This window comes from Roseibium limicola (genome assembly GCF_017313085.1).
Lineage (GTDB): Bacteria > Pseudomonadota > Alphaproteobacteria > Rhizobiales > Stappiaceae > Roseibium > Roseibium limicola.
Map to the genome: position 1 here is coordinate 729,423 of NZ_JAFLNF010000001.1, position 20,428 is coordinate 749,850.

Consider the following 20,428-nt stretch of genomic DNA (forward strand, 5'->3'; position numbering starts at 1 on the left):
GCGCGGACAGAGCCTTGAAAAGCCCATAAAAGCCTCACACGGTGACGAAACTGCGCTCACCCTAGCAGATAGCAGGTCTCATCCCGGTCAAAGTCAACAATGCGTAAACCGCGCGTAAACGCCGCACGCAAGCTCTCGCGCACTCTGATGCGTTCAGCCAGAGCTTCATTCAGATCGCCACTCGCCAGCGACGAAAAGTCACCGGGAATACGCACCCGCTCTGGCGCGCCGTTTACTCCGGCGCCGACATCAACCTGTTCGCCTCTTGCCTTGGCGGCAACACTCTCGCTGTCGAGCTTCCAGTCCGCCAGAACACGATCGGAAGGCACACCGGCATTGATCCCTTCCATGGCGCCATAATAGTCGTCGTAATAGATATTGGCCTGAGCCCCCAGGCGCGCAATGTTCAAACTGGCGTTGACGCTGCGGATCGGGTCGTAGGTCCAGCGTACGCAGGTAATGCCTTGCTCCAGGCACCAGTCCCGCTGAAACCACTTGAGCTTTGCGCCCAGTCCTCGTCCCTGCGCCTTCGGATGCACCGCCAGCCGATGCGAATGCTGTACCTGTGGATCCCTCGTCGGGAACGCAAAAACAAAGGCCAGCAACCGCTCATCCTCAAAGGCACCTGCAACAAGCCCCCCCTCGGACTGCAGCGCCAGAAGCAGGTCGGCATTGTCCGGAATATCGCCTTCCCCCCACGCTGCCCGCTGAAGGTCCTCTGCCTGCTTGAACTCTTTCAAGCCTTGGAACTCACGGATTTCGACAGCCGAAGGCCAATCTCCGCTGCAAACACTCATGCCATCACCTCCACTGCAAGATCGCTGACTTGATCCAAATAGGGGCGATCCAGTGTCACTCCGATCCCAGGTCCATTTTCAGGGACCGACATCCGCCCTTGTGTCGCGTCCAGGGGTTCCCGCACCAGATCCCGCTTGAAATACCGGCTGGCGCTTGAGGTGTCGCCCGGCTTGGTAAAATTCGGCAAGGTCGCCAGATGGATGTTATGGGCCCGTCCTACACCGCTTTCCAGCATGCCGCCACACCAGACCGGCGCACCGAAGGCTGCGCAGACATCGTGAATGGCCTGCGCCTCCCGATACCCGCCGACCCGCCCCACCTTGATGTTGATGACCCGTGCCGCCCGCGCTTCCAGCGCCTTGCGCGCATCGACCGCGCTGCGAATGCTCTCATCCAGACAGATGGCGGTCTTCAGCACCGCCTGAACCTGTGCGTGATCGTGAATGTCGTCAAAGGCCAGCGGCTGCTCGATATAGTCGAGCTGAAAGTCATCCAGCGCTTGCAGCATCGCCAGGTCCTGCACCCCGTAATCCGTGTTGGCATCGACAGTCAGCTTGATATCCGGGAAGGCGGCCCGCACAGCCCTCACCAGCGCCACATCGTGCCCGCGTTTGACCTTCAGCTTCACCCGTTTGTAGCCCTCGTCCACGGCTTGCTCGACACGCTCCAGCGTGGTGTCGATGGAGGCAATGCCGAGGCTGACGCCCACGTCGACCGCATCTGCTGCGCCGCCGAGCATGGCCTGCAACGGTTGGTTCAGGCTTTTTGCCCAGAGATCCCAAAACGCCATTTCCAGCGTGGCCTTCGCCATCCGGTTGCCGCGCCACGGGGCCAGAACGCCCAGCAAGGCGGCCGGCGACGCAAATCGCTTTCCCACCACCTGCGGCAGGATCAGATTGGCCAGAAAGTCGATGGCGCCGGCCAAAGTTTCCTCCAAATAATCCGGCAGCGGATCCATTACCCCTTCGGCAACCCCTTGCAGGCCTTGCCCCTTCAGGATCAACAGCGGAAAGACCTTTTCGGTCATCGTGCCGGTGGAAATGACAAAGGGGGTCAGCAGGGGCAGGCGCACGATCCGCAGTTCGGCAGCCTCAATCAGCAGGCCGACTGATCGATCTGAGCGCGGGGAATTCGGATCTTCGGACATCAACAGCCTTTTGCAAACTCTTGCCACGCGACACCAGTGGCGGACAACGGTCGTCAGCCGACAGGATTCGCCCAGACGGCCAGTTCGCAGAGCCTATCGTCAGAAATCTCGTCTGTGGGCGCTATGCATAAAATATTTATTGCGTGTCTACAAACGGATGACCTTTAGCACTTCCTGAAGCGATCAGGTGCTTGCGCGCGGACTACTGTGCCCGATGAAGGTTGCCCCAATGCCGCAAATCCGCCGTTCTTCCCAGCCCATGATAAAAAGACGTAGTACCAGACCAATAAGTGTGAAACCCTTGTCTGCAACAAGTTCTATCCGGATTGGGCCATGTCGATACAAGCAAGCATCTATCATCTGACCCATTACAAATACGACCGACCTGTCACCTTGAGCCCGCAGATCATCCGTCTGCGCCCGGCCCCGCACAGTCGGACGAAAGTCCTTTCCCACAGTCTCAAGGTCGGACCACAACCGCATTTCGTCAATCATCAGCAGGACCCTTACGGAAACTGGCTGTCACGCTTCGTTTTTCCCGAACCCGTCCGGGAGCTGAAGATCGAAGTCGACCTGGTGGCCGACATGTCGATCTACAATCCCTTCGACTTTTTCGTCGAGGATTTCGCCGCAGAGTTTCCCTTTGACTATCCCGAAGACATCCGCGCCGATCTGAACATTTACCGGCAAGAACAGCCAGTTGGGCCGGACTTCGAAGCCTTCATGCACTCGATCCCCAGAAACACCAGCGGAACGGTGGATTTCGTCGTCGAGTTGAATGCTTTTCTGTCGAGCCAAATCAACTACATCATCCGCATGGAGCCCGGTGTCCAGACCCCGGATGAGACACTGAGCCTGAAGAAAGGCTCTTGCCGCGACACCAGCTGGCTCCTGGTTCAGGTGCTCCGCCGCCTTGGCTTTGCCGCCCGCTTTGTCTCCGGTTATCTCATTCAGCTGAAGCCCGACCTGGAAGCCCTCGACGGCCCCTCCGGGACAGACCACGACTTCACCGATCTGCATGCCTGGGCCGAGGTCTATCTGCCTGGCGCGGGCTGGATTGGCCTTGACCCAACATCCGGCCTGCTGACCGGCGAGAGCCACATCCCGCTGTCCGCCACTCCGCATTTCCGCAATGCCGCGCCGCTCTCTGGCCTGGCCAGTCCGGCCGAAGTCGAATTCAACTTCCATATGGAGGTCAAGCGCGTTGCAGAGCACCCACGCATCACCATGCCCTTTTCCACAGAGGCTTGGACCGATCTGAATGCGCTGGGCCACAAGGTCGACGCCTTCCTGAAGGAAGAAGACGTTCGGCTGACGATGGGCGGCGAACCCACCTTTGTCTCGATCGATGACTTCGAGAGCCCTGAATGGAGCACCGATGCGGTTGGTCCGACCAAGCGGAACAAGGCCGATCAGTTAATCCGCCGTCTGCGCAAGCGTTTCGCTCCTGGCGGCTTTCTGCATTATGGCCAAGGCAAGTGGTACCCGGGAGAAACTCTGCCGCGCTGGACGTTCTCCCTGTATTGGCGCCGCGACGGCAAGCCGATCTGGAAGAACCCTGACTTGGTTGCAGAAGAAGGCAGCCAAACCGGCGCTGATGCGAAAAAGGCGCAGAGCCTGCTGCGCAACATCGCTGAAACGCTCGAGCTCGAACCTGAATTCGTCGTGCCGGCGTATGAAGATCCTGGCGAGTGGATGCTGAAGGAACAGCGGCTTCCAGAGAACGTCACCCCTGAAAACTCCAAGCTTGAGGACGCTGAAGCCCGCCATCGGATCGCACGTGTCTTTGACCGTGGCCTGACCACGCCTGCCGGTTTCGCCCTGCCTGTCCAGCGCTGGCAGTCCCAGGCGAAGCCGTCTGGCCCACGTTGGCGCTCAGAACAGTGGAAGCTTCGCCGCAAGGCCCTCTTCCTAGTTCCCGGTGACAGCCCGGTCGGCTATCGCCTGCCGCTGGAAAGCCTGCCCCACGTTCCGCCGGCACGCTATCCCTATACCAATGTGGCCGACCCGACTGTGCCGAAGGAACCTTTGCCGGACTTCCCGGTTGGCAAAGCTGCACAGCGCAAGCAGCCAACGTCCAGCTTCCGGGCAGCCGGCAGAACGCAGGACGTCTCCGAGCAGGTTCTTGCCAGCGAAAGCGATGACGATGATGCCGTGCGCACTGCACTGGCAGTCGAGGCGCGTGATGGGCGCCTGTGTGTGTTCATGCCCCCGGTTGAAGCTCTCGAAGATTACCTAGAGTTGCTCGCGGCGGCTGAAACCGCAGCCGAAAAGCTCAATCTACCGATCCACATCGAAGGCTATGCCCCCCCGACGGATCCACGGATCAACGTCATCCGGGTGGCACCGGACCCTGGCGTCATCGAAGTGAACATTCATCCGGCAGCCTCATGGGACGAATGTGTCGCCACCACCGAGGCAGTCTATGATGAAGCCCGGCAGACCCGTCTCGGGGCCGAGAAGTTCATGATCGACGGCAAGCACATCGGGACCGGCGGCGGCAACCATGTCGTTGTCGGCGGGGAAACACCGCTCGACAGCCCATTCTTGCGTCGTCCGGATCTACTGCGCAGCCTGATCCTCTACTGGCAGCGCCACCCCAGCTTGTCTTATCTCTTCTCCGGCCTGTTCATTGGGCCGACATCCCAGGCTCCGCGTGTCGACGAAGGTCGAGCCGACAATCTCTATGAGATGGAAGTCGCCCTCGCGCAGATCAATGCGCCGGAAGACGGTCCAACGCCATTTCCATGGCTGGTCGACCGTTTGCTGCGCAACCTCCTGGTGGATGTCACCGGCAACACCCACCGGTCGGAAATCTGCATCGACAAGCTCTACTCGCCCGACAGCACGACCGGGCGTCTTGGACTGGTCGAATTCCGTGGCTTCGAGATGCCGCCCGATCCGCGTATGAGCCTGGCGCAGCAGTTGCTGATCCGTGCCATCATCGCCCGCATGTGGAAGGCGCCACTCAAAGGCAATCTCACGCGCTGGGGTACGACGCTGCATGACCGTTTCATGTTGCCGCACTTCCTGTGGGCCGACTTCATGGACATTTTGAGCGATCTGCAGGAACACGGTTTCCCGCTACAGCCCGATTGGTTCGTGGCCCAGGCTGAATTCCGCTTCCCATTCTACGGCGAAACGGAAGTGAACGGCACGCAACTGGAACTGCGTCAGGCGCTTGAGCCCTGGCATGTCCTGGGTGAAACCGGCGCCATCGGCGGCACCGTGCGCTATACAGACAGTTCAACCGAGCGATTGCAGGTCAAGCTGACAACCACCGACCCGAGCCGCTATACAGTCGCCTGCAACGGTCGTCTTGTGCCCCTGCAGCGGACCGCCGAAAATGGCGTCGCCGTTGCTGGCATCCGGTTCAAGGCTTGGCAGCCAGCCATGGCGATGCACCCGGTCCACCCCGTAGACGCACCGCTGACGCTCGATATATTCGACCGTTGGTCGGGACGGGCGATCGGCGGATGCGTTTATCATGTTGCGCATCCCGGCGGACGGAATTATGACACATTCCCTGTGAACGGAAACGAGGCTCAAGCGCGCCTGCTGTCCAGGTTTGAACCGCACGGTCACCGTCCAGGAGCATACCAACCCGTTCCGGAGCAACCTCATCCCGAGTTTCCATCAACCCTGGATTTGCGTCGCCCTCCCGGCCTGTAGAAAATGAACGTGCCTGTGTCCCATGCTATTGATCCCGCCGCCTTCGGCAAGCTTCTGGCCGATTACACCCCGGCGAAAGGATCTTCTGACGAGCTGCTGGATGCAAACGGCCATGTGCGCCCCGTCTGGGGACCTTTTCTGAAACACCTCGCCGGCCTTTCGGCCGACGAGGTCGCCCAGCGCTTTGCGCGTGGGAGCCAGTACCTGAACGACGCAGGTGTCTACTTTCGCTACTATGAGGAAGAAGGCACCAGCGAGCGTGCCTGGCCACTCAGCCACATTCCGCTCCTCATCGACAGAGATGACTGGCAAACCATCACGGAAGGCCTCGTACAACGCGCCGACCTGCTGGAAGAGGTTGTTGCCGACCTTTATGGACAGAACCGGCTGATTGCCGACGGCCATCTCCCGGCCAGCTTGATCGCCAAAAGCCCAGAATGGCTGCGGCCGATGGTCGGCGTCCAGCCGCGCACCGGCAAGTATCTCCACTTCCTCGCTTTCGAAATCGGACGCGGCCCCGATGGCAAGTGGTGGGTTCTGGGAGACCGGACACAGGCCCCCTCCGGTGCAGGCTTTGCGCTGGAAAACCGGGTCGCCACCGCCAAAACTTTCAGTGATTTTTACGCCAAGGCCCATGTTCACCGTCTCGCTGGTTTCTTCCGACGTTTCCGCGAGACGCTATTGAACCTGAGAGGCGAAACCGATAGCCGGGTGGCCATTCTCACCCCCGGTCTGATGAATGACACATATTTCGAGCATGCCTACATCGCCCGCTATCTCGGCTTCATGCTGCTGGACGGGGAAGATCTGGTCGTCTCCAACGGCAGCTTGATGGTGCGCACCATTGCCGGTCTGCGCCCGATCAGCGTGCTTTGGCGTCGCCTTGATGCCAACTGGGCAGATCCGCTGGAACTGAACGAACAATCCCAAATCGGCACCCCCGGAATGGTTGAAGCCCTGCGCGGCGGCGGTCTGACAATGATCAATGCGCTTGGCGCCGGCGTTCTCGAAACCCGTGCCTTGCTTGCCTTCTTGCCTCGCATCTGCCGGCATCTGCGCGGTGAACCACTGAAACTGCCCAACATTGCCACCTGGTGGTGCGGCGACCAGCGCACCCGGAACTATGTCAGCGACAACTTCGGGAAGATGACGATCAGCCGCTCGCTGTCCACCGGGCTGCCGTTCACCATCGGTCCCAACGACGTACTTGGCGGTAATCTGAACAGCTCCAATCGTGCCGACTTCAGCGCCTGGCTGGAAACCGAGCAGGACGCGCTTGTCGGCCAGGAAGCGGTCACCCTGTCAACCACACCAGCCTATGCCGATGGAAAGCTGGTGCCACGGCCAATGAGTTTGCGCGTGTTCCTTGCTCGTACTGAGAGCGGCTGGGAAGTCATGTCAGGTGGTTTCGCACGCATTGGCGGCAGCGACGACGCCAGCGCTCTCGCCATGCAATCAGGCGGGCGGGCTGCCGATGTCTGGATCCTTGGTGGCAGTCCGACCAACAGCGAAACCCTCATTCCCAAGCAGGACGGCCCCTATGTGCGCAGCCGCCCCAGTCTGCTGCCGGCACGTGCCGCCGACAATCTGTTCTGGCTTGGCCGCTATGTGGAGCGGGCGGAAGGTGCCTTGCGACTGCTGCGGGCTTTCCACGCAAGAGTTGCCGAAACCGGTGAGCCCGAAGCGCCGATGACTGCCGCCATTGCGGCGCATCTGGCACAGCTCGGCCTCGACCTCGAACAGCCGATCCCACCGGGATTGCAGGCAACGCTGAACTCTGCACTGGCCAGCGCCAGCAAGGTGCGCGATCGCTTCTCGATCGATGGCTGGCTCGCCCTCAACGATCTTGCCCACACGCTTGCGGCAGAACGCGCCCGGCCCGGCCTCGACAGCGAGGATGCGACCCTCGTGATGGGTGCCCTCCTGCGCAAGATCACTGGCTTCTCCGGGCTTGTGCATGAGAACATGTACCGCTTTGCTGGATGGCGCTTCCTCAGCATAGGGCGCGCTCTGGAACGGGCTCAGGTCATGTGCGGTCTGCTGTCGGAGTTTGCCGATGCAGAAGCACCCGACGGCGCGCTGGATCTGCTGCTTGAAGTCGGCGACAGCACCCTGTCGTTGAACCAGCGCTATGCCGTAACCCTTAGCCGCGATCCCGTAATGGACTTGCTGGGTCTCGACACCTTCAACCCCCGCTCCATTCTTTACCAGCTGAAGGAATTGCGGTCCCACGTCGAGGCATTGCCGGGGGCGGACTTCAACGGCCAGCCTTCACCGCTCGCCAGGGCAACACTGGAGCTATACGCCCAATTGGCAGTTCAGACGCCGGACAGCCTAACCAGCGAGAAGCTGGAAGACCTGCGCGGCAAGATCCTGAGCCTGTCCGAAGGTCTCTTCACCGCTTACATCCGATAGCGAGGGCAAGTGCTTTACGATATCTCCCTCACCATCAAGTATGACTATGCTGCACCGGTTCACTCCGGCCGCCAGTCACTGAGACTGGAGCCGCGCTCCCTGCCTGAAGTTCAAACGGTTCTGTCGCGCCGCCTCACCCTGGAACCGACAGCCAACGAGCGCTCAGAGTTTGACGACTTTTTCGGGAATCGTCGCTGCGACGTCAGTTTTACCACCCCGCACTCGCACTTGATCTATCAGGTAAATTCCAGGGTACAGCGACACCCAAGTGGCCCGACCCTCGACTTCTCGCCGCCTCTGGCACGTCTGCCCGACGAATTGGCAGCGATCCGTGCCATGGATGGAAATCAGCCTCTGCACTTTCTCAGTCCGTCCCTCCGCGTGCCGCTGGATGAGATATTTACCACCTATGCCCGCAAGGTTGTGTCACCCGTGATGAGCGCGCAGCAAGCGATCATCTCCGTCGGACAAGCTCTGCACCAGGACATGACGTTTGATGCAAGAGCCACTGACGTCAACACACCGGTGCTTGACGCCTTTCAGCGTCGCAAGGGCGTCTGCCAGGATTTCTCGCACATGATGATCGCGTGTCTGCGCGGCATCGGCATTCCAGCAGGCTACGTCAGTGGCTATTTGCGGACGAAACCGCCCGAGGGTGCCGAGCGTCTGGAAGGCGCCGATGCGATGCACGCCTGGGTGCGGGCTTGGTGCGGTCGCGAGGCTGGCTGGATTGAATATGATCCTACCAACGCTCTCATCGTAGAACAGGACCACATCGTCGTCGCCTACGGCCGCGATTATGCCGACGTCGCGCCTGTGAAAGGCGTACTGCGCTCAGCCGGTGGTCAGACCACCAGCCATGCCGTCGATGTCGTGCCGCTCTGACTGTAAATTTAATGGTCTGGGCCCGGCCTTAATGAGCGATGTACCAGTCCTTGCGGTGATTGAAGGCAATAATCACATTCAGCACCAGCGCTCCGAAAAGTGACGCGCCAACGGCGCTCGGCGCCAGAACAAGAAAACTGGCCGCGAAGATGCAAACGTCGACCGACAGCTGCACCCAGCCAGCCCGAAAGCCTGTCCGGTCCTGAATGTAAAGCGCCAGGATCCCCAGTCCGCCGGCACTGGCCCCATGGCGGAACAACGCGATCAACCCTACACCCGCAGTGGCTCCTGCCAGCAGCCCTGCGGCATAGATATTCAGCTCCGCAAACGAAATGACCTGCGGGGCAAAGTCCGCCAGGATAGAAATCAGCGTAGCGGAGATCAGCGAGCGTAGGGTAAAGCCTGGCCCCATCCGCATCCAGGCGAAGATGTAGAACGGAATGTTGATCAGAAAGAAGATGACGCCAAAGCTGTAACCCGAAGCATAGGAAATCAGCAGCGCCATCCCCGCCGTCTGCCCCGTCACCAGCCCCGCAGCCCGCAACAGCGTGACACCGAACGCCGTCATCACAATGCCGAAAACCTGCCCCTGAAGGTTGTCGAGCAAAGTATGCGTCGGGCTTACTTTTTCTGGGGTGAGGTGATCTGGTGATGACATGTGGTTATGCTTTCTGTGGGAGACGAGCTGCCGTGCCGATCGCCCACGAGAGGGCTGCGCGCTTATGTCCAGTAGAAAGCTTGGGTCACCTCTGCAAGACCTATGCGAGACTTTCTGCGAATAAACATCCCCTGGACCGTTCATTGCGTTTCGGCAAGAGCGCCAGGGATCTTCCCAAAGGGGAAGCTTTAGGAAAACAGCATGTGCCAGAGCCATCAGGACGACGCCGCCTATCCGCCACTCTCCCCCATTCGCGCCGGGTGGAAGGGCGCCTGCCCGCGGTGCGGCGAAGGTAAGCTCTTCAATGGCTTTCTGACCCTACGCGACCATTGTGACGTTTGTGGTCTGGACTACAGCTTTGCCGATCCCGCAGATGGGCCGGCATTCTTTATCATCTGCTTCGGCTGTGTGCCCTGCGTGGCATTCGCCATCTGGCTGGAAATCGCCTTTCAAGCCCCTTACTGGGTTCATGTGGTGACGACACTCCCGATCCTGCTTCTGACCTGCATTCCACCACTGCGCCCACTGAAGGGTTGGCTTGTCGCCAGCCAGTTCTTCTACAAGGCTGAAGAAGGCAAGCTTGCCACCCCGGACGAACCGTAAGCCTGCAAGCTCAGGCGTGCGGCACAGCCGAGGTGCTTGCGCGCACGACAAGATCCACATCAATCGTCTGCACTGGCCCCGTGGCCTCATTCAGGAAGCCAGCATCCGGGCCAAGTCCATCCAGCAACAGTTGGGCCGCAGCCTGACCGAGCTGCCTGCGGTTCTGCCGGATCGTGGTCAGGGCAGGAACGTAAAACGCCGAAAGCTCGATGTCGTCAAATCCGATGACTGAAATGTCTTCCGGTACGCGCAAGCCCCCGGCATGCAGCGCCGATATCAATCCGAAAGCCACCTGATCGGAACAACAGAACACGGCAGTCGGCCGGTCTTCCATAGCCAGAATGCGCGCGCCGGCATCCTGCCCCGACTCCAGCGAAAAATCGCCACGCACAATCCATTCGTCCCGCGCAGGCAAACCCAAACGCGCCCGTTCCTCCAGCATTCCTTCCCGCCGGGCATGGGTCAATACATTGTCTTGCGGACCGGTAATATGGGCAATCTTACGGTGTCCCAGTTCATGCAGATGCTGGACGGCCAGTCGCGCGCCCTCCAGATTGTCGCTGCGTACAGATGGCAACTTGGCCCCTTGCACCCACTCGCAGGCAAAGACCACTCGGCCATTGCCCGCCTGCCCGCGCAACAACTCAAGTTCATCATCGTCCAGGCCACCATCCAGCGAAATCATCCCATCGACCCGAGCATCGCGGAAGTAATCCAGCAGTTGACGCTCGTCAGCACCTGAACCTTTCGTGTCGGTGATCAGGACGGAGTAATCCGCCCCCCCCAGCACTGCAGTCATGCCGGCCAGAATTTCCGAGAAGAACGGGTTGCCGAGATTAGGCACCAGAACCAGAACAGCCCGCGCCTCTTGTCGGCGCAGCGAACGCGCCGCCCTGTTTACCCTGTAGCCGGTTGTACGAATTGCACTTAAAACCGCGTCGCGAGTGCTCTCACTCAACAGCTCCGGGTTGCTCAAGGCTCTGCTGACGGTGGCCGTCGACACCCCAGCCACCTTAGCAACATCTTGAATTTTAACAGACTTCTGAACCAACCCGGCCCCCTATCTTACTTTAGGATAATTTGCGCAATATCCGGGTTGACACAAAGACGATCAGCGCAAATGATGATTGTAATCGTTTACATAACTCCAGACTTAATCGCAAGAAATTAACGATGCAAACGATTACAACTTCCCCCGGCATCTCCGGGAGAAGGCACAGGATCCGGTGGAGGCCGGGTCCGTCGACCGGGATCAGTCTCATGTGCCGATATGGCCGAAGGTTGAACCGGTACAAGGGAGGAAACCATGAAATCAATTCGCATGACCCTGGTCGCAGCGACAGCCCTTTGTGGCGCAACTGCAGCCTATGCCACTGATTTGGAAGTAACCCATTGGTGGACATCTGGCGGCGAGGCAGCAGCCGTTGCCGAATTCGCCAAAGCCTTTGATGCCACCGGAAACAAGTGGGTCGATGGCGCCATCGCCGGCTCCGGCGGCACGGCCCGTCCGATCATGATCAGCCGCATCACCGGCGGCGATCCGATGGGCGCCACCCAGTTCAATCATGGCCGCCAGGCAGAAGAGCTGGTGGAGGCCGGCCTGATGCGCGACCTCAGCGACATTGCCGAGAAAAATCACTGGAAAGACCTCGTCAGTCCGAGCAGCCTGCTCGACAGCTGCACCCTCGACGGCAAGATCTACTGCGTCCCGGTCAACATCCATTCCCAGCAATGGCTCTGGTTGAACAACGCCGTTTTCACAGACAACGGCATGGAAGTTCCCACGAACTGGGACGAGTACGCCGCTGCCGCACCCAAGTTGAAAGAAGCTGGCGTCGTTCCACTCGCATTGGGACAACAGCCCTGGCAGACAACACTTGCATTCCAGGTGCTTCTCGTCGCCCTCGCTGGCCCGGAAGCCTATACGCAGGTGTTCGGTGGACATGACGCTGAAGTTGCCGCCAGCCCGGAACTTGCGAAAGTCTTCCAGGCAGCTGCGACAGCACGTGAAATGTCCCAGGATTCAAACATCCAGAACTGGAACGATGCCACGAATATGGTCATCACCGGCAAGGCTGCCGGTCAGATCATGGGCGATTGGGCACAGGGTGAGTTCCAGGTGGCCAATCAGGTCGCCGGCAAAGACTACACCTGCCTCCCAGGGCTTGGCGTCAACGAAGTGATCCAGACAGGCGGCGACGCCTTCTACTTCCCTGCCGTTGACGATGCGGAAATCACCGAGGCCCAGGGAATCTTGGCCGAGGTCATGATGTCCGCCGAAACTCAGGTGGCCTTCAACCTGAAAAAGGGCTCCCTGCCGGTTCGCGGCGATGTCGACCTGAACGCAGCCAATGACTGCATGCGCAAGGGCCTCGACATTCTCGCCAAGGGCAACATCATTCAAAGCCCTGATCAGCTGATGTCCGCGGACAGCCTGACCCAGGTGAATGATCTCTTCGTTGAGTTCTTCAACACGCCCTCGATGACCGCCGAAGATGCTCAGGCGCGCTTCGTTTCTCTCATCGAAGACGCGGAATAAACCGCCAATCCTCCTGCAGCTTCCGCCCTCTCCCGTCATGGGAGACGGCGGGAGCTGGTGTCCTGCCCCCGGGTTCCGACCTGGATGAAAACGCTCGCCTTCCTTTTGGCAGGCGCGGGACCCCCGAACTCGAAATCACAGGGTAGAGGTATGGTTGCTGTCACGGCCCGCCCCGCAAGGTGGCATCGAAACATGAGTGCCAAGGTGGCTGCGATCCCGATGATCGCCACCGCCTTATGCGTCTTCGTCGGAGGGACTGTCTGGACGGTAGTCTATTCCTTCACGTCCTCAAAACTTCTCCCGAAGGAGAAATTCGTCGGCCTCAGCCAGTATGAGCGCCTGTGGGGCAGCAGCAAGTGGCTGATCTCTATTGAAAACCTGGCAATCTACGGCGTTCTGTCGTTGATCTTCGCCCTTGTCATCGGCTTTGTTTTGGCCGCGTTGCTCGATCAGAAGATCCGCTTTGAGGATACCTTTCGGACAATCCTGCTTTATCCGTTCGCGTTGAGCTTCATCGTGACGGGCCTGGCCTGGCAGTGGATTCTCAACCCGGACTTCGGCGTGCAGCACGTAGTGCGCAGCATGGGTTTCGAGAGCTTCGCCTTCGACCCACTCTACAATTCCGACATTGTCATCTACGGGGTTCTGATCGCCGGCCTCTGGCATGAAACAGGCCTGATCATGTGTCTGATGCTGGCTGGCCTGCGCGGCATAGACGAGGACATCTGGAAAGCCGCACGCATCGACGGCATCCCGATGTGGAAGACCTATCTGTACATCGTCATCCCCATGATGCGTGGCATCTTCATCACGGCCATCGTTCTGATCGCCTCGGGTATCATCAAGGTCTACGACCTGATCATCGCCCAGACAGGTGGCGGGCCAGGCATCTCCTCCGAAGTGCCCGCGAAATACGTCTACGACGCCATGTTCCTGTCGCAAAACCTAGGACAGGGCTTTGCCGCCTCCACCATGATGCTGCTGACGGTGATCATCATTGTCGTGCCCTGGGCCTATCTCGAATTCGGAGGCAAGCGCCGTGGGTAATCCGATCAAAAATGCTTCTGTCGTCAACCTCGACACACGCCGCATGACAGCTTTCCCGACAAGCACCACAACGCAGCCACTCAATGCCCAAGAAGAGATGGTAGGGCCTCAAGGTCGCAAGCCTGGCAAGATCCTCTCACGGCGCAATATTTTTATCTACGGCACGCTCACTCTGGTGGCGCTCTACTACCTGCTACCACTCTACGTGATGGTCGTCACCTCGCTGAAAGGCATGCCGGAGATCCGACTGGGCAACATCTTCTCACCACCTCTGGAAGTGACCTTTCAACCCTGGGTCAAGGCTTGGTCGGAAGCCTGCACCGGCCTCAACTGCGATGGACTTTCGAGAGGATTCTGGAACTCCGTCAAGATCCTGATCCCATCGGTTATCCTGTCCATTTCCATTGCCTCGGTGAATGGCTATGCCCTCGCCAACTGGCGCTTCAAGGGGGCAGAAACCTTCTTCACCATCCTGATCGTCGGCGCCTTCATTCCCTATCAGGTGATGATCTACCCGATTGTCATCATGCTCCGTGAAGTCGGTCTTTACGGGAGTCTGACGGGCTTGGTGTTGGTGCACTCGGTCTTCGGCATGCCGATCCTGACCCTGCTGTTTCGCAACTACTTCTCTTCTGTACCGCAGGAACTGTTCAAGGCAGCGCGTGTCGATGGCGCAGGTTTCTGGGCGATCTACTTCCGCATCATGGTGCCGATGAGCCTGCCGATCTTCGTGGTCGCAATGATCCTGCAGGTCACCGGCATCTGGAACGACTTCCTGTTTGGCGTGATCTACACCAAGCCGGACCTCTATCCGATGACGGTTCAGCTGAACAACATCGTCAATTCCACGCAAGGGGTGAAGGAATACAACGTCAACATGGCCGCCACCATTCTGACCGGCCTTGTCCCCCTGACGATCTACTTCATCTCCGGAAAACTCTTCGTCCGCGGCATCGCCGCCGGAGCAGTAAAAGGCTGAGGGCTGACGCCATGGAACCGAGTATCTCAATCAACCAACTGTCCTTGAACTTCGGCGCGCTGAATGTCCTGCGGGACCTCAACCTGGAAGTCGGTCAAGGGGAATTTCTCGTCCTTCTCGGCTCGTCCGGATGCGGCAAGTCGACCCTGCTTAACTGCATCGCCGGACTGCTCGATATCAGCGGCGGACAGATTTTCATCGGCGGGCGAAACGTCACCTGGGAAGAGCCGTCAAAACGCGGCATCGGCATGGTGTTCCAGAGCTACGCGCTCTACCCGCAAATGACTGTCGCCGGCAATTTGAGTTTCGGTCTGAAAAACGCCGGACTGCCTAAAGACGAGATCAAGGCCCGCGTCGACCGCACCGCCAAGGTGCTGCAGATCGAGCCACTGCTCGACCGCAAGCCAGCAGCCTTGTCGGGTGGCCAACGCCAACGCGCAGCCATTGGCCGAGCGTTGGTGCGCGATGCCGACGTCTTTCTTTTTGACGAGCCGCTATCAAATCTCGATGCCAAACTGCGCGCCGATCTGCGTGTGGAGATCAAGCAGCTTCATCAAAAGCTCAAGAACACGATGATCTATGTGACCCACGATCAGATCGAGGCCATGACCCTGGCAGACCGTATCGCCATCATGCGCGGCGGCAACATCCTCCAGCTGGCGTCACCACACGAGATCTACAATCGTCCAGCCAACAAGTATGTCGCCAAGTTTATCGGCTCTCCGTCGATGAACTTTTTCGATGGTCAGGTTGGCGGCGGCGACAGTCTGCATTTCTCAAACAACGACCTTTCATTGCCGCTCACCGGATATGACTTCGTCGACCCCGCAGCCCCGTACGGCAATGCCTACCTCGGCGTCCGTCCTGAGCATGTCATGACCGGTCCTGAGGCCAGTCAGGCGCCAGTGCAGATAGAAGCCGAGATCGAGTTGGTCGAGCCACTCGGGTCAGACACATTCGCCCGTGTTCTCGCCAGAGAAATGGTCCTCTGGGTCCGTCTCGACGGCCAGGCCACACCGCATCCCGGCGACCAGATCCTTCTCGGGATCGATCCATCCCGGGTTCACCTTTTCGACAAGACAACGGAAGAACGGCTGTAGCGCCAGCCTCTCCCATCTCACAAACAGGATTTCTAGAATGGATATTTCCTTTCAGCTTTATTCCGCCCGCGAGTTCACACCCTGGGATGGTGTCCTCAAGCAACTATCAGAACTCGGGTACACCCAGGTCGAAGGCTTCGCTGGCAACTATGAGGATCCGGCCACCTTCCGCGCCATGCTCAACACATACGGACTCACCATGCCTTCGGGGCATTTCTTCCCCATGGAGCAGTTCGAGGAGGACATCGCCAAGGTCATCGCCACCGCCAAGACGCTCGGTATGTCCCGGGTTTTCGTTCCTGCCGTTCCACCGGCGCAACGCTCTGCCAGCAAGGAAGACTGGAGCGCAGTCGCCAAGCGTCTGGAGGCGATTGCCGCCCAAATGAAGGCTGCCGGTCTGCGCTTTGGTTGGCACAACCATGATTTCGAGTTCAAGGCCTTCGACGACGGCAGTTTCCCGATGGAAATCATCTTGCGGGATGCGCCCTCTCTTGAGTGGGAAATGGACGTTGCGTGGGTTGCACGCGGTGGAGAAGATCCGCTTGCATGGATTGAACGCTACAAGGATCGCATCACCACGGCCCACGTGAAGGACATCGCCCCAGAGGGGGAATGTACCGACGAGGACGGCTGGGCTGACGTCGGTCAGGGCATCATGGACTGGAAGGCCATCATGGGGGCGCTACGCGCGATTGGCGTCGACCTCTTCGTCATGGAACACGACAAGCCCAGCAATGCCGGCCGTTTTGCCTCCCGCTCCATCGAAGCTTTCCGCACCTACTGAGGACACCCCCACATGACCAAGACACTTGGAATTGGCATTCTCGGCTGCGGCAACATCTCCGCCGCCTACATGCGCCTCTCGCCACTGTTTCGTGGCATCGAAGTGCGCGCCTGCGCCGACATCAACGAAGCTGCGGCCAAGGCCCGAGCGGAGGAATTCTCCCTGCGCGCCGAAACCGTCGAAGGACTGCTGGCGGCAGATGATATCGATATTGTCGTCAATCTGACCGTACCCAATGCCCACTTCGAGGTTTCAAAGAAGGTTCTCGAAGCCGGGAAGCACGTCTATTCGGAAAAACCCTTTGTCCTGAGCGTTGAGGAAGGTCAAGAGCTGGCACGTATCGCCAAGGCAAAAGGCCTGCGCGTTGGCTCGGCTCCCGACACCTTCCTCGGCGGATCACATCAGTTGGCGCGACACCTGATCGACAGCGATGCAGTCGGCAAAATCACCTCCGGCACCTGCTTCGTGCAGAGCCCCGGCATGGAAATGTGGCACCCAAACCCGGACTTCTTCTTTCAACCCGGTGGCGGCCCGATCCTTGACCTCGGCCCCTATTACGTTTCCAATCTGGTGCAGTTGCTCGGCCCGGTGAAGCGTGTTGTCGCCATGTGCTCAAAAGGTTCGCCCGAACGCACGATCACCTCGCAGCCGCGCTTCGGCGAAAAAATTCCAGTTGGAACACCCACGACCATTCACGCCGTTCTGCAATTCCACTCCGGCGCTCAGATCACCTATTGCGCCAGCTGGGACGTCTGGCAGCATGGCCACTCCAACATGGAACTCTACGGTCGCAACGGCACATTGCATGTGCCAGACCCGAACTTCTTCGGTGGTGAGGTTCGCATGACCGAGCTGGGAAGTTTCGTCAATATCAACGGATCCTGGGATCACCCCTTCTCCAAAGCCAACGACCGGACCCACGCCAATTACCGTACGGCAGGGCTGGCAGACATGGCTCAGGGAATTCTGGAAAATCGTCCACACCGTTGCTCTCTGGAGTTCTCTCTGCATGTTGTCGATGTGATGACAGCGATTCTCGCATCCGGTGAGCAAGGCGCCTTCATCGATATCAAGACCACCTGCGACCGGCCCGAGGCCTTGGACCCGCAGGCCGCACAAGGGCTTCTGGCCTAACTGGAGTTTTTAATGACCTGGACTGCAGCGCCCACACGCTACGACGACATGGTGTACCGCCGCTGTGGGAAATCAGGGCTCAAACTGCCCGCGATTTCCCTCGGCCTCTGGCACAACTTTGGCGATGACACGCCCCATGACACAAAACGCGACATCGCCCGAACTGCCTTCGATCTGGGCATCACCCATTTCGATCTGGCCAACAACTACGGCCCGAAACCCGGTTCCGCAGAAACCGCCTTTGGCGAGCTGCTCCGCACCGACTTTGCGCCTTACCGCGATGAGATGATCATCTCGTCCAAGGCCGGCTACGAAATGTGGCCCGGTCCGTATGGCGAATGGGGAAGCCGCAAATATCTGATCTCCTCCTGTGATCAATCTCTGAAGCGGATGGGGCTCGACTACGTCGATATATTCTATTCCCACCGCTTTGATCCGGAGACACCGCTGGAAGAAACGATGATGGCCCTGGATCACATCGTTCGCTCCGGACGCGCGCTCTATGTCGGGATCTCCTCTTACAACTCGCAGCGCACGCGCGAAGCGATCAAGATCCTCAATGAGCTGGGCACGCCCTGCCTTATTCACCAGCCAAGCTACTCCATGATCAACCGCTGGGTTGAAGAAGACGGCCTGCTCGACACTTTGGAAGACCTCGGCGTCGGTTCCATCGCCTTCTCGCCGCTGGCACAGGGCATGCTGACCGGCAAATACCTGAAGGAGATCCCGGAAGGCAGCCGTGCGACCCAGGGCAAATCCCTGCGCAAGGACTTTCTCAGCGATGAAAACCTGGCGACCATCCGTGCACTGAACAGCATTGCCGAAAAGCGCGGCCAGACCCTGGCTCAGCTCGCCCTTGCCTGGGTGCTGCGCAAGGAACGTGTCACCACGGCCCTGATCGGCGCCAGCCGGCCTGAGCAGGTGCGTGACTGCGTCGGCGCCATCGGCAACCTCGACTTCTCCGAAGCAGAACTGAAAGAGATCGAGGACACCACACGCGAGGCTGACATCAACCTCTGGGCGGCATCGGCGGAACGCAAAGGCCCACAGCGCAAATGATCCGCAACCCCATCCTGCCAGGCTTCAATCCGGATCCCTCGATCTGTCGGGCCGGCGATGAGTATTTCATCGCCACCTCCACCTTCGAGTGGTTCCCCGGCGTTCAGATCCATCGCTCCAGCGATCTGGTCAGTTGGGATCTGGCCTGCCGTCCGCTGTCGCGGGCAAGCCAGCTCGACATGCGTGGCAATCCGGACAGCGGCGGCATCTGGGCGCCCTGTCTGAGCCACGCGGACGGGCGCTTCTGGCTGGTCTACACGGACGTCAAGCGGCTGGATGGGAACTTCAAGGACGCGCATAACTACATCGTGACTGCTCCGGGGATCGAAGGTCCCTGGAGCGATCCGATCTATGTCTCGTCTCACGGGTTTGACCCGTCACTGTTCCATGATGACGATGGCCGCAAGTGGTTCCTGGTCCTGCAGTGGAACCACATCTCAAATTCCATCGGTGGCCACCCCAAACATCCCGCCTTTGATGGCATTCTTCTTCAGGAATGGTCGGAAACGGATGGACTGATCGGCAAGCCGACGAAAATCTTCTCAGGCAGCTCCCATGGCCTCAGCGAAGGCCCGCATCTGTCGAAGCGCAACGGCTGGTATTATCTCACCATCGCGGAAGGCGGCACCGGCTATGGACATGCGGTCACCATGGCGCGCTCTCGCCGGATCGACGGACCTTACGAGATCCACCCGGATACCCACCTGATCACAGCCAAAGACACGCCGGACAATCCTCTGCAACGTGCCGGGCATGGCCAGATCATAGAGACGCCGACCGGTGAGACCTATCATACCCACCTCTGTTCACGTCCGATCGACGGACCGCAAGGAGGGCGCTTTTCGCCTCTGGGTCGCGAAACGGCCATTCAGAAATGCGTCTGGCGCGATGACTGGCTCTACCTTGAGCATGGGTCATCCTTGCCTCTGCTCGACGTCCCTTCGCCCGGAAATGCAGACCCCCGCCCCGCAAAACGCGTGGAGCGCACCTTCGATGGTGAAGAACTGCCCGAGGAATTCCAATGGCTGCGCACCCCCTACCCCGATCGGCTCTTTCAGTTGACCGGATCATCCCTTCAATTGATCGGGCGCGAAAGCCTCGGCAGCTGGTTTGAGCAATCTCTGGTCGCACGTCGCCAGGAACACCTGACCTACCGCGCCGAAACCACGCTGACAGCCTTTGATCCCGACACCTATCAGCAGGCTGCCGGCCTCACGACCTACTACAACCGGCACAAGCTGCATTTCATGGCCGTCAGCTGGGATGCCCGACTGGGACGTTGTCTGACCCTGATGTCTTGCCCCGGCAGTTGGCCCGATGCCCAGCTTTCCTACCCGGCTGAGCCGATCGCGCTCGCCGATGGCCCGGTCGACCTTGCCGTTGAAGTTGACCATGCGCGCCAACAGTTCTTCTGGCGACAAGACAACGCCCAATGGCAGACCTTTGGTCCGGTGCTCGACGCCAGCGTGATTTCCGATGAAGGCGGGCGCGGCGAACACGGATCCTTCACCGGCGCTTTCATCGGCATGCTGGCTTTCGATGTGACCGGCCTTGGCAGGACCGCCGACTTCAATCGATTTTCCTATGCGCCCGAAGGCACTTGAGGCT

16 protein-coding genes are annotated in these 20,428 nt (G+C 59.4%); 12 read left to right on the plus strand and 4 right to left on the minus strand.

What is annotated here, in order from left to right; all coding sequences use genetic code 11:
- Nucleotides 1-56: 56 nt before the first annotated feature.
- On the minus strand, nucleotides 57-797 hold the full coding sequence (locus J0X15_RS03200; protein ID WP_206938127.1) for a GNAT family N-acetyltransferase: 741 nt from the start codon (nucleotides 795-797) through the stop codon (nucleotides 57-59).
- Nucleotides 794-1,945 (minus strand): o-succinylbenzoate synthase, encoded by a 1,152-nt coding sequence (menC, locus tag J0X15_RS03205; protein WP_206938129.1) that lies wholly within the window; start codon nucleotides 1,943-1,945, stop codon nucleotides 794-796. The genes J0X15_RS03200 and menC overlap by 4 nt, the downstream gene beginning before the upstream one ends.
- Before the next feature lie 333 nt (nucleotides 1,946-2,278).
- On the opposite strand from menC, the gene J0X15_RS03210 reads away from it, so the two are divergent.
- From J0X15_RS03210 to J0X15_RS03220, 3 genes are read left to right on the plus strand one after another with little or no spacing between them, the layout of a single operon-like run.
- The gene (locus J0X15_RS03210) at nucleotides 2,279-5,617 is read left to right on the plus strand and encodes a transglutaminase family protein (protein ID WP_206938131.1); all 3,339 of its coding nucleotides are present in this window, start codon (nucleotides 2,279-2,281) and stop codon (nucleotides 5,615-5,617) included.
- A gap of 15 nt (nucleotides 5,618-5,632) precedes the next feature.
- On the plus strand, nucleotides 5,633-8,032 hold the full coding sequence (locus tag J0X15_RS03215; protein ID WP_209015014.1) for a circularly permuted type 2 ATP-grasp protein: 2,400 nt from the start codon (nucleotides 5,633-5,635) through the stop codon (nucleotides 8,030-8,032).
- A 9-nt stretch (nucleotides 8,033-8,041) separates the two neighbouring features.
- Nucleotides 8,042-8,917 (plus strand): transglutaminase family protein, encoded by an 876-nt coding sequence (locus tag J0X15_RS03220; RefSeq protein WP_206938135.1) that lies wholly within the window; start codon nucleotides 8,042-8,044, stop codon nucleotides 8,915-8,917.
- 28 nt (nucleotides 8,918-8,945) lie between these two features.
- Here the strand turns inward: J0X15_RS03220 and J0X15_RS03225 are convergent, their stop codons facing one another.
- Entirely contained in the window at nucleotides 8,946-9,575 is a 630-nt protein-coding gene (locus tag J0X15_RS03225; RefSeq protein WP_206938137.1) for a YitT family protein, read from the minus strand.
- Between the two features lie 201 nt (nucleotides 9,576-9,776).
- Between J0X15_RS03225 and J0X15_RS03230 the strand changes: the two genes are divergently transcribed.
- Nucleotides 9,777-10,178: a DUF983 domain-containing protein gene (locus J0X15_RS03230; RefSeq protein ID WP_206938139.1), complete on the plus strand. Its 402-nt coding sequence runs from the start codon at nucleotides 9,777-9,779 to the stop codon at nucleotides 10,176-10,178.
- Nucleotides 10,179-10,188: 10 nt separating this feature from the next.
- Here J0X15_RS03230 and J0X15_RS03235 read toward each other — a convergent pair whose 3' ends face one another.
- On the minus strand, nucleotides 10,189-11,229 hold the full coding sequence (locus J0X15_RS03235) for a LacI family DNA-binding transcriptional regulator (RefSeq protein ID WP_206938141.1): 1,041 nt from the start codon (nucleotides 11,227-11,229) through the stop codon (nucleotides 10,189-10,191).
- 255 nt (nucleotides 11,230-11,484) lie between these two features.
- On the opposite strand from J0X15_RS03235, the gene J0X15_RS03240 reads away from it, so the two are divergent.
- From J0X15_RS03240 to J0X15_RS03275, 8 genes are all read left to right on the plus strand, one after another.
- On the plus strand, nucleotides 11,485-12,717 hold the full coding sequence (locus J0X15_RS03240; RefSeq protein ID WP_206938143.1) for an ABC transporter substrate-binding protein: 1,233 nt from the start codon (nucleotides 11,485-11,487) through the stop codon (nucleotides 12,715-12,717).
- Between the two features lie 150 nt (nucleotides 12,718-12,867).
- Complete coding sequence (locus J0X15_RS03245) at nucleotides 12,868-13,764, plus strand: carbohydrate ABC transporter permease (RefSeq protein WP_206938144.1); 897 nt, start codon at nucleotides 12,868-12,870, stop codon at nucleotides 13,762-13,764.
- A 97-nt stretch (nucleotides 13,765-13,861) separates the two neighbouring features.
- On the plus strand, nucleotides 13,862-14,743 hold the full coding sequence (locus J0X15_RS03250; RefSeq protein WP_206938301.1) for a carbohydrate ABC transporter permease: 882 nt from the start codon (nucleotides 13,862-13,864) through the stop codon (nucleotides 14,741-14,743).
- Nucleotides 14,744-14,754: 11 nt separating this feature from the next.
- Nucleotides 14,755-15,843, plus strand: a complete 1,089-nt coding sequence (locus tag J0X15_RS03255; protein WP_206938146.1) for an ABC transporter ATP-binding protein — start codon at nucleotides 14,755-14,757, stop codon at nucleotides 15,841-15,843.
- Between the two features lie 37 nt (nucleotides 15,844-15,880).
- Nucleotides 15,881-16,627, plus strand: a complete 747-nt coding sequence (locus tag J0X15_RS03260) for a sugar phosphate isomerase/epimerase family protein (protein ID WP_206938148.1) — start codon at nucleotides 15,881-15,883, stop codon at nucleotides 16,625-16,627.
- Between the two features lie 12 nt (nucleotides 16,628-16,639).
- Entirely contained in the window at nucleotides 16,640-17,761 is a 1,122-nt protein-coding gene (locus J0X15_RS03265) for a Gfo/Idh/MocA family protein (RefSeq protein ID WP_206938149.1), read from the plus strand.
- Nucleotides 17,762-17,773: 12 nt separating this feature from the next.
- On the plus strand, nucleotides 17,774-18,820 hold the full coding sequence (gene mgrA / locus J0X15_RS03270; protein ID WP_206938150.1) for an L-glyceraldehyde 3-phosphate reductase: 1,047 nt from the start codon (nucleotides 17,774-17,776) through the stop codon (nucleotides 18,818-18,820).
- A complete protein-coding gene (locus J0X15_RS03275; RefSeq protein WP_206938151.1) occupies nucleotides 18,817-20,424 on the plus strand; it encodes a glycoside hydrolase family 43 protein in 1,608 nt (535 codons plus the stop codon). Before mgrA ends, J0X15_RS03275 begins: the two co-directional genes overlap by 4 nt.
- Nucleotides 20,425-20,428: the final 4 nt, after the last annotated feature.

Bases quoted from the DNA above. Each gene is read 5' to 3' on its own strand.
- J0X15_RS03200 (WP_206938127.1), bottom strand. From the start codon at position 797: ATGAGTGTTTGCAGCGGAGATTGGCCTTCGGCTGTCGAAATCCGTGAG.
- menC (WP_206938129.1), bottom strand. From the start codon at position 1,945: ATGTCCGAAGATCCGAATTCCCCGCGCTCAGATCGATCAGTCGGCCTG.
- J0X15_RS03210 (WP_206938131.1), top strand. From the start codon at position 2,279: ATGTCGATACAAGCAAGCATCTATCATCTGACCCATTACAAATACGAC.
- J0X15_RS03225 (WP_206938137.1), bottom strand. From the start codon at position 9,575: ATGTCATCACCAGATCACCTCACCCCAGAAAAAGTAAGCCCGACGCAT.
- J0X15_RS03230 (WP_206938139.1), top strand. From the start codon at position 9,777: ATGTGCCAGAGCCATCAGGACGACGCCGCCTATCCGCCACTCTCCCCC.
- J0X15_RS03240 (WP_206938143.1), top strand. From the start codon at position 11,485: ATGAAATCAATTCGCATGACCCTGGTCGCAGCGACAGCCCTTTGTGGC.
- J0X15_RS03245 (WP_206938144.1), top strand. From the start codon at position 12,868: ATGGTTGCTGTCACGGCCCGCCCCGCAAGGTGGCATCGAAACATGAGT.
- J0X15_RS03250 (WP_206938301.1), top strand. From the start codon at position 13,862: ATGGTAGGGCCTCAAGGTCGCAAGCCTGGCAAGATCCTCTCACGGCGC.
- J0X15_RS03255 (WP_206938146.1), top strand. From the start codon at position 14,755: ATGGAACCGAGTATCTCAATCAACCAACTGTCCTTGAACTTCGGCGCG.
- J0X15_RS03260 (WP_206938148.1), top strand. From the start codon at position 15,881: ATGGATATTTCCTTTCAGCTTTATTCCGCCCGCGAGTTCACACCCTGG.
- J0X15_RS03265 (WP_206938149.1), top strand. From the start codon at position 16,640: ATGACCAAGACACTTGGAATTGGCATTCTCGGCTGCGGCAACATCTCC.
- mgrA (WP_206938150.1), top strand. From the start codon at position 17,774: ATGACCTGGACTGCAGCGCCCACACGCTACGACGACATGGTGTACCGC.
- J0X15_RS03275 (WP_206938151.1), top strand. From the start codon at position 18,817: ATGATCCGCAACCCCATCCTGCCAGGCTTCAATCCGGATCCCTCGATC.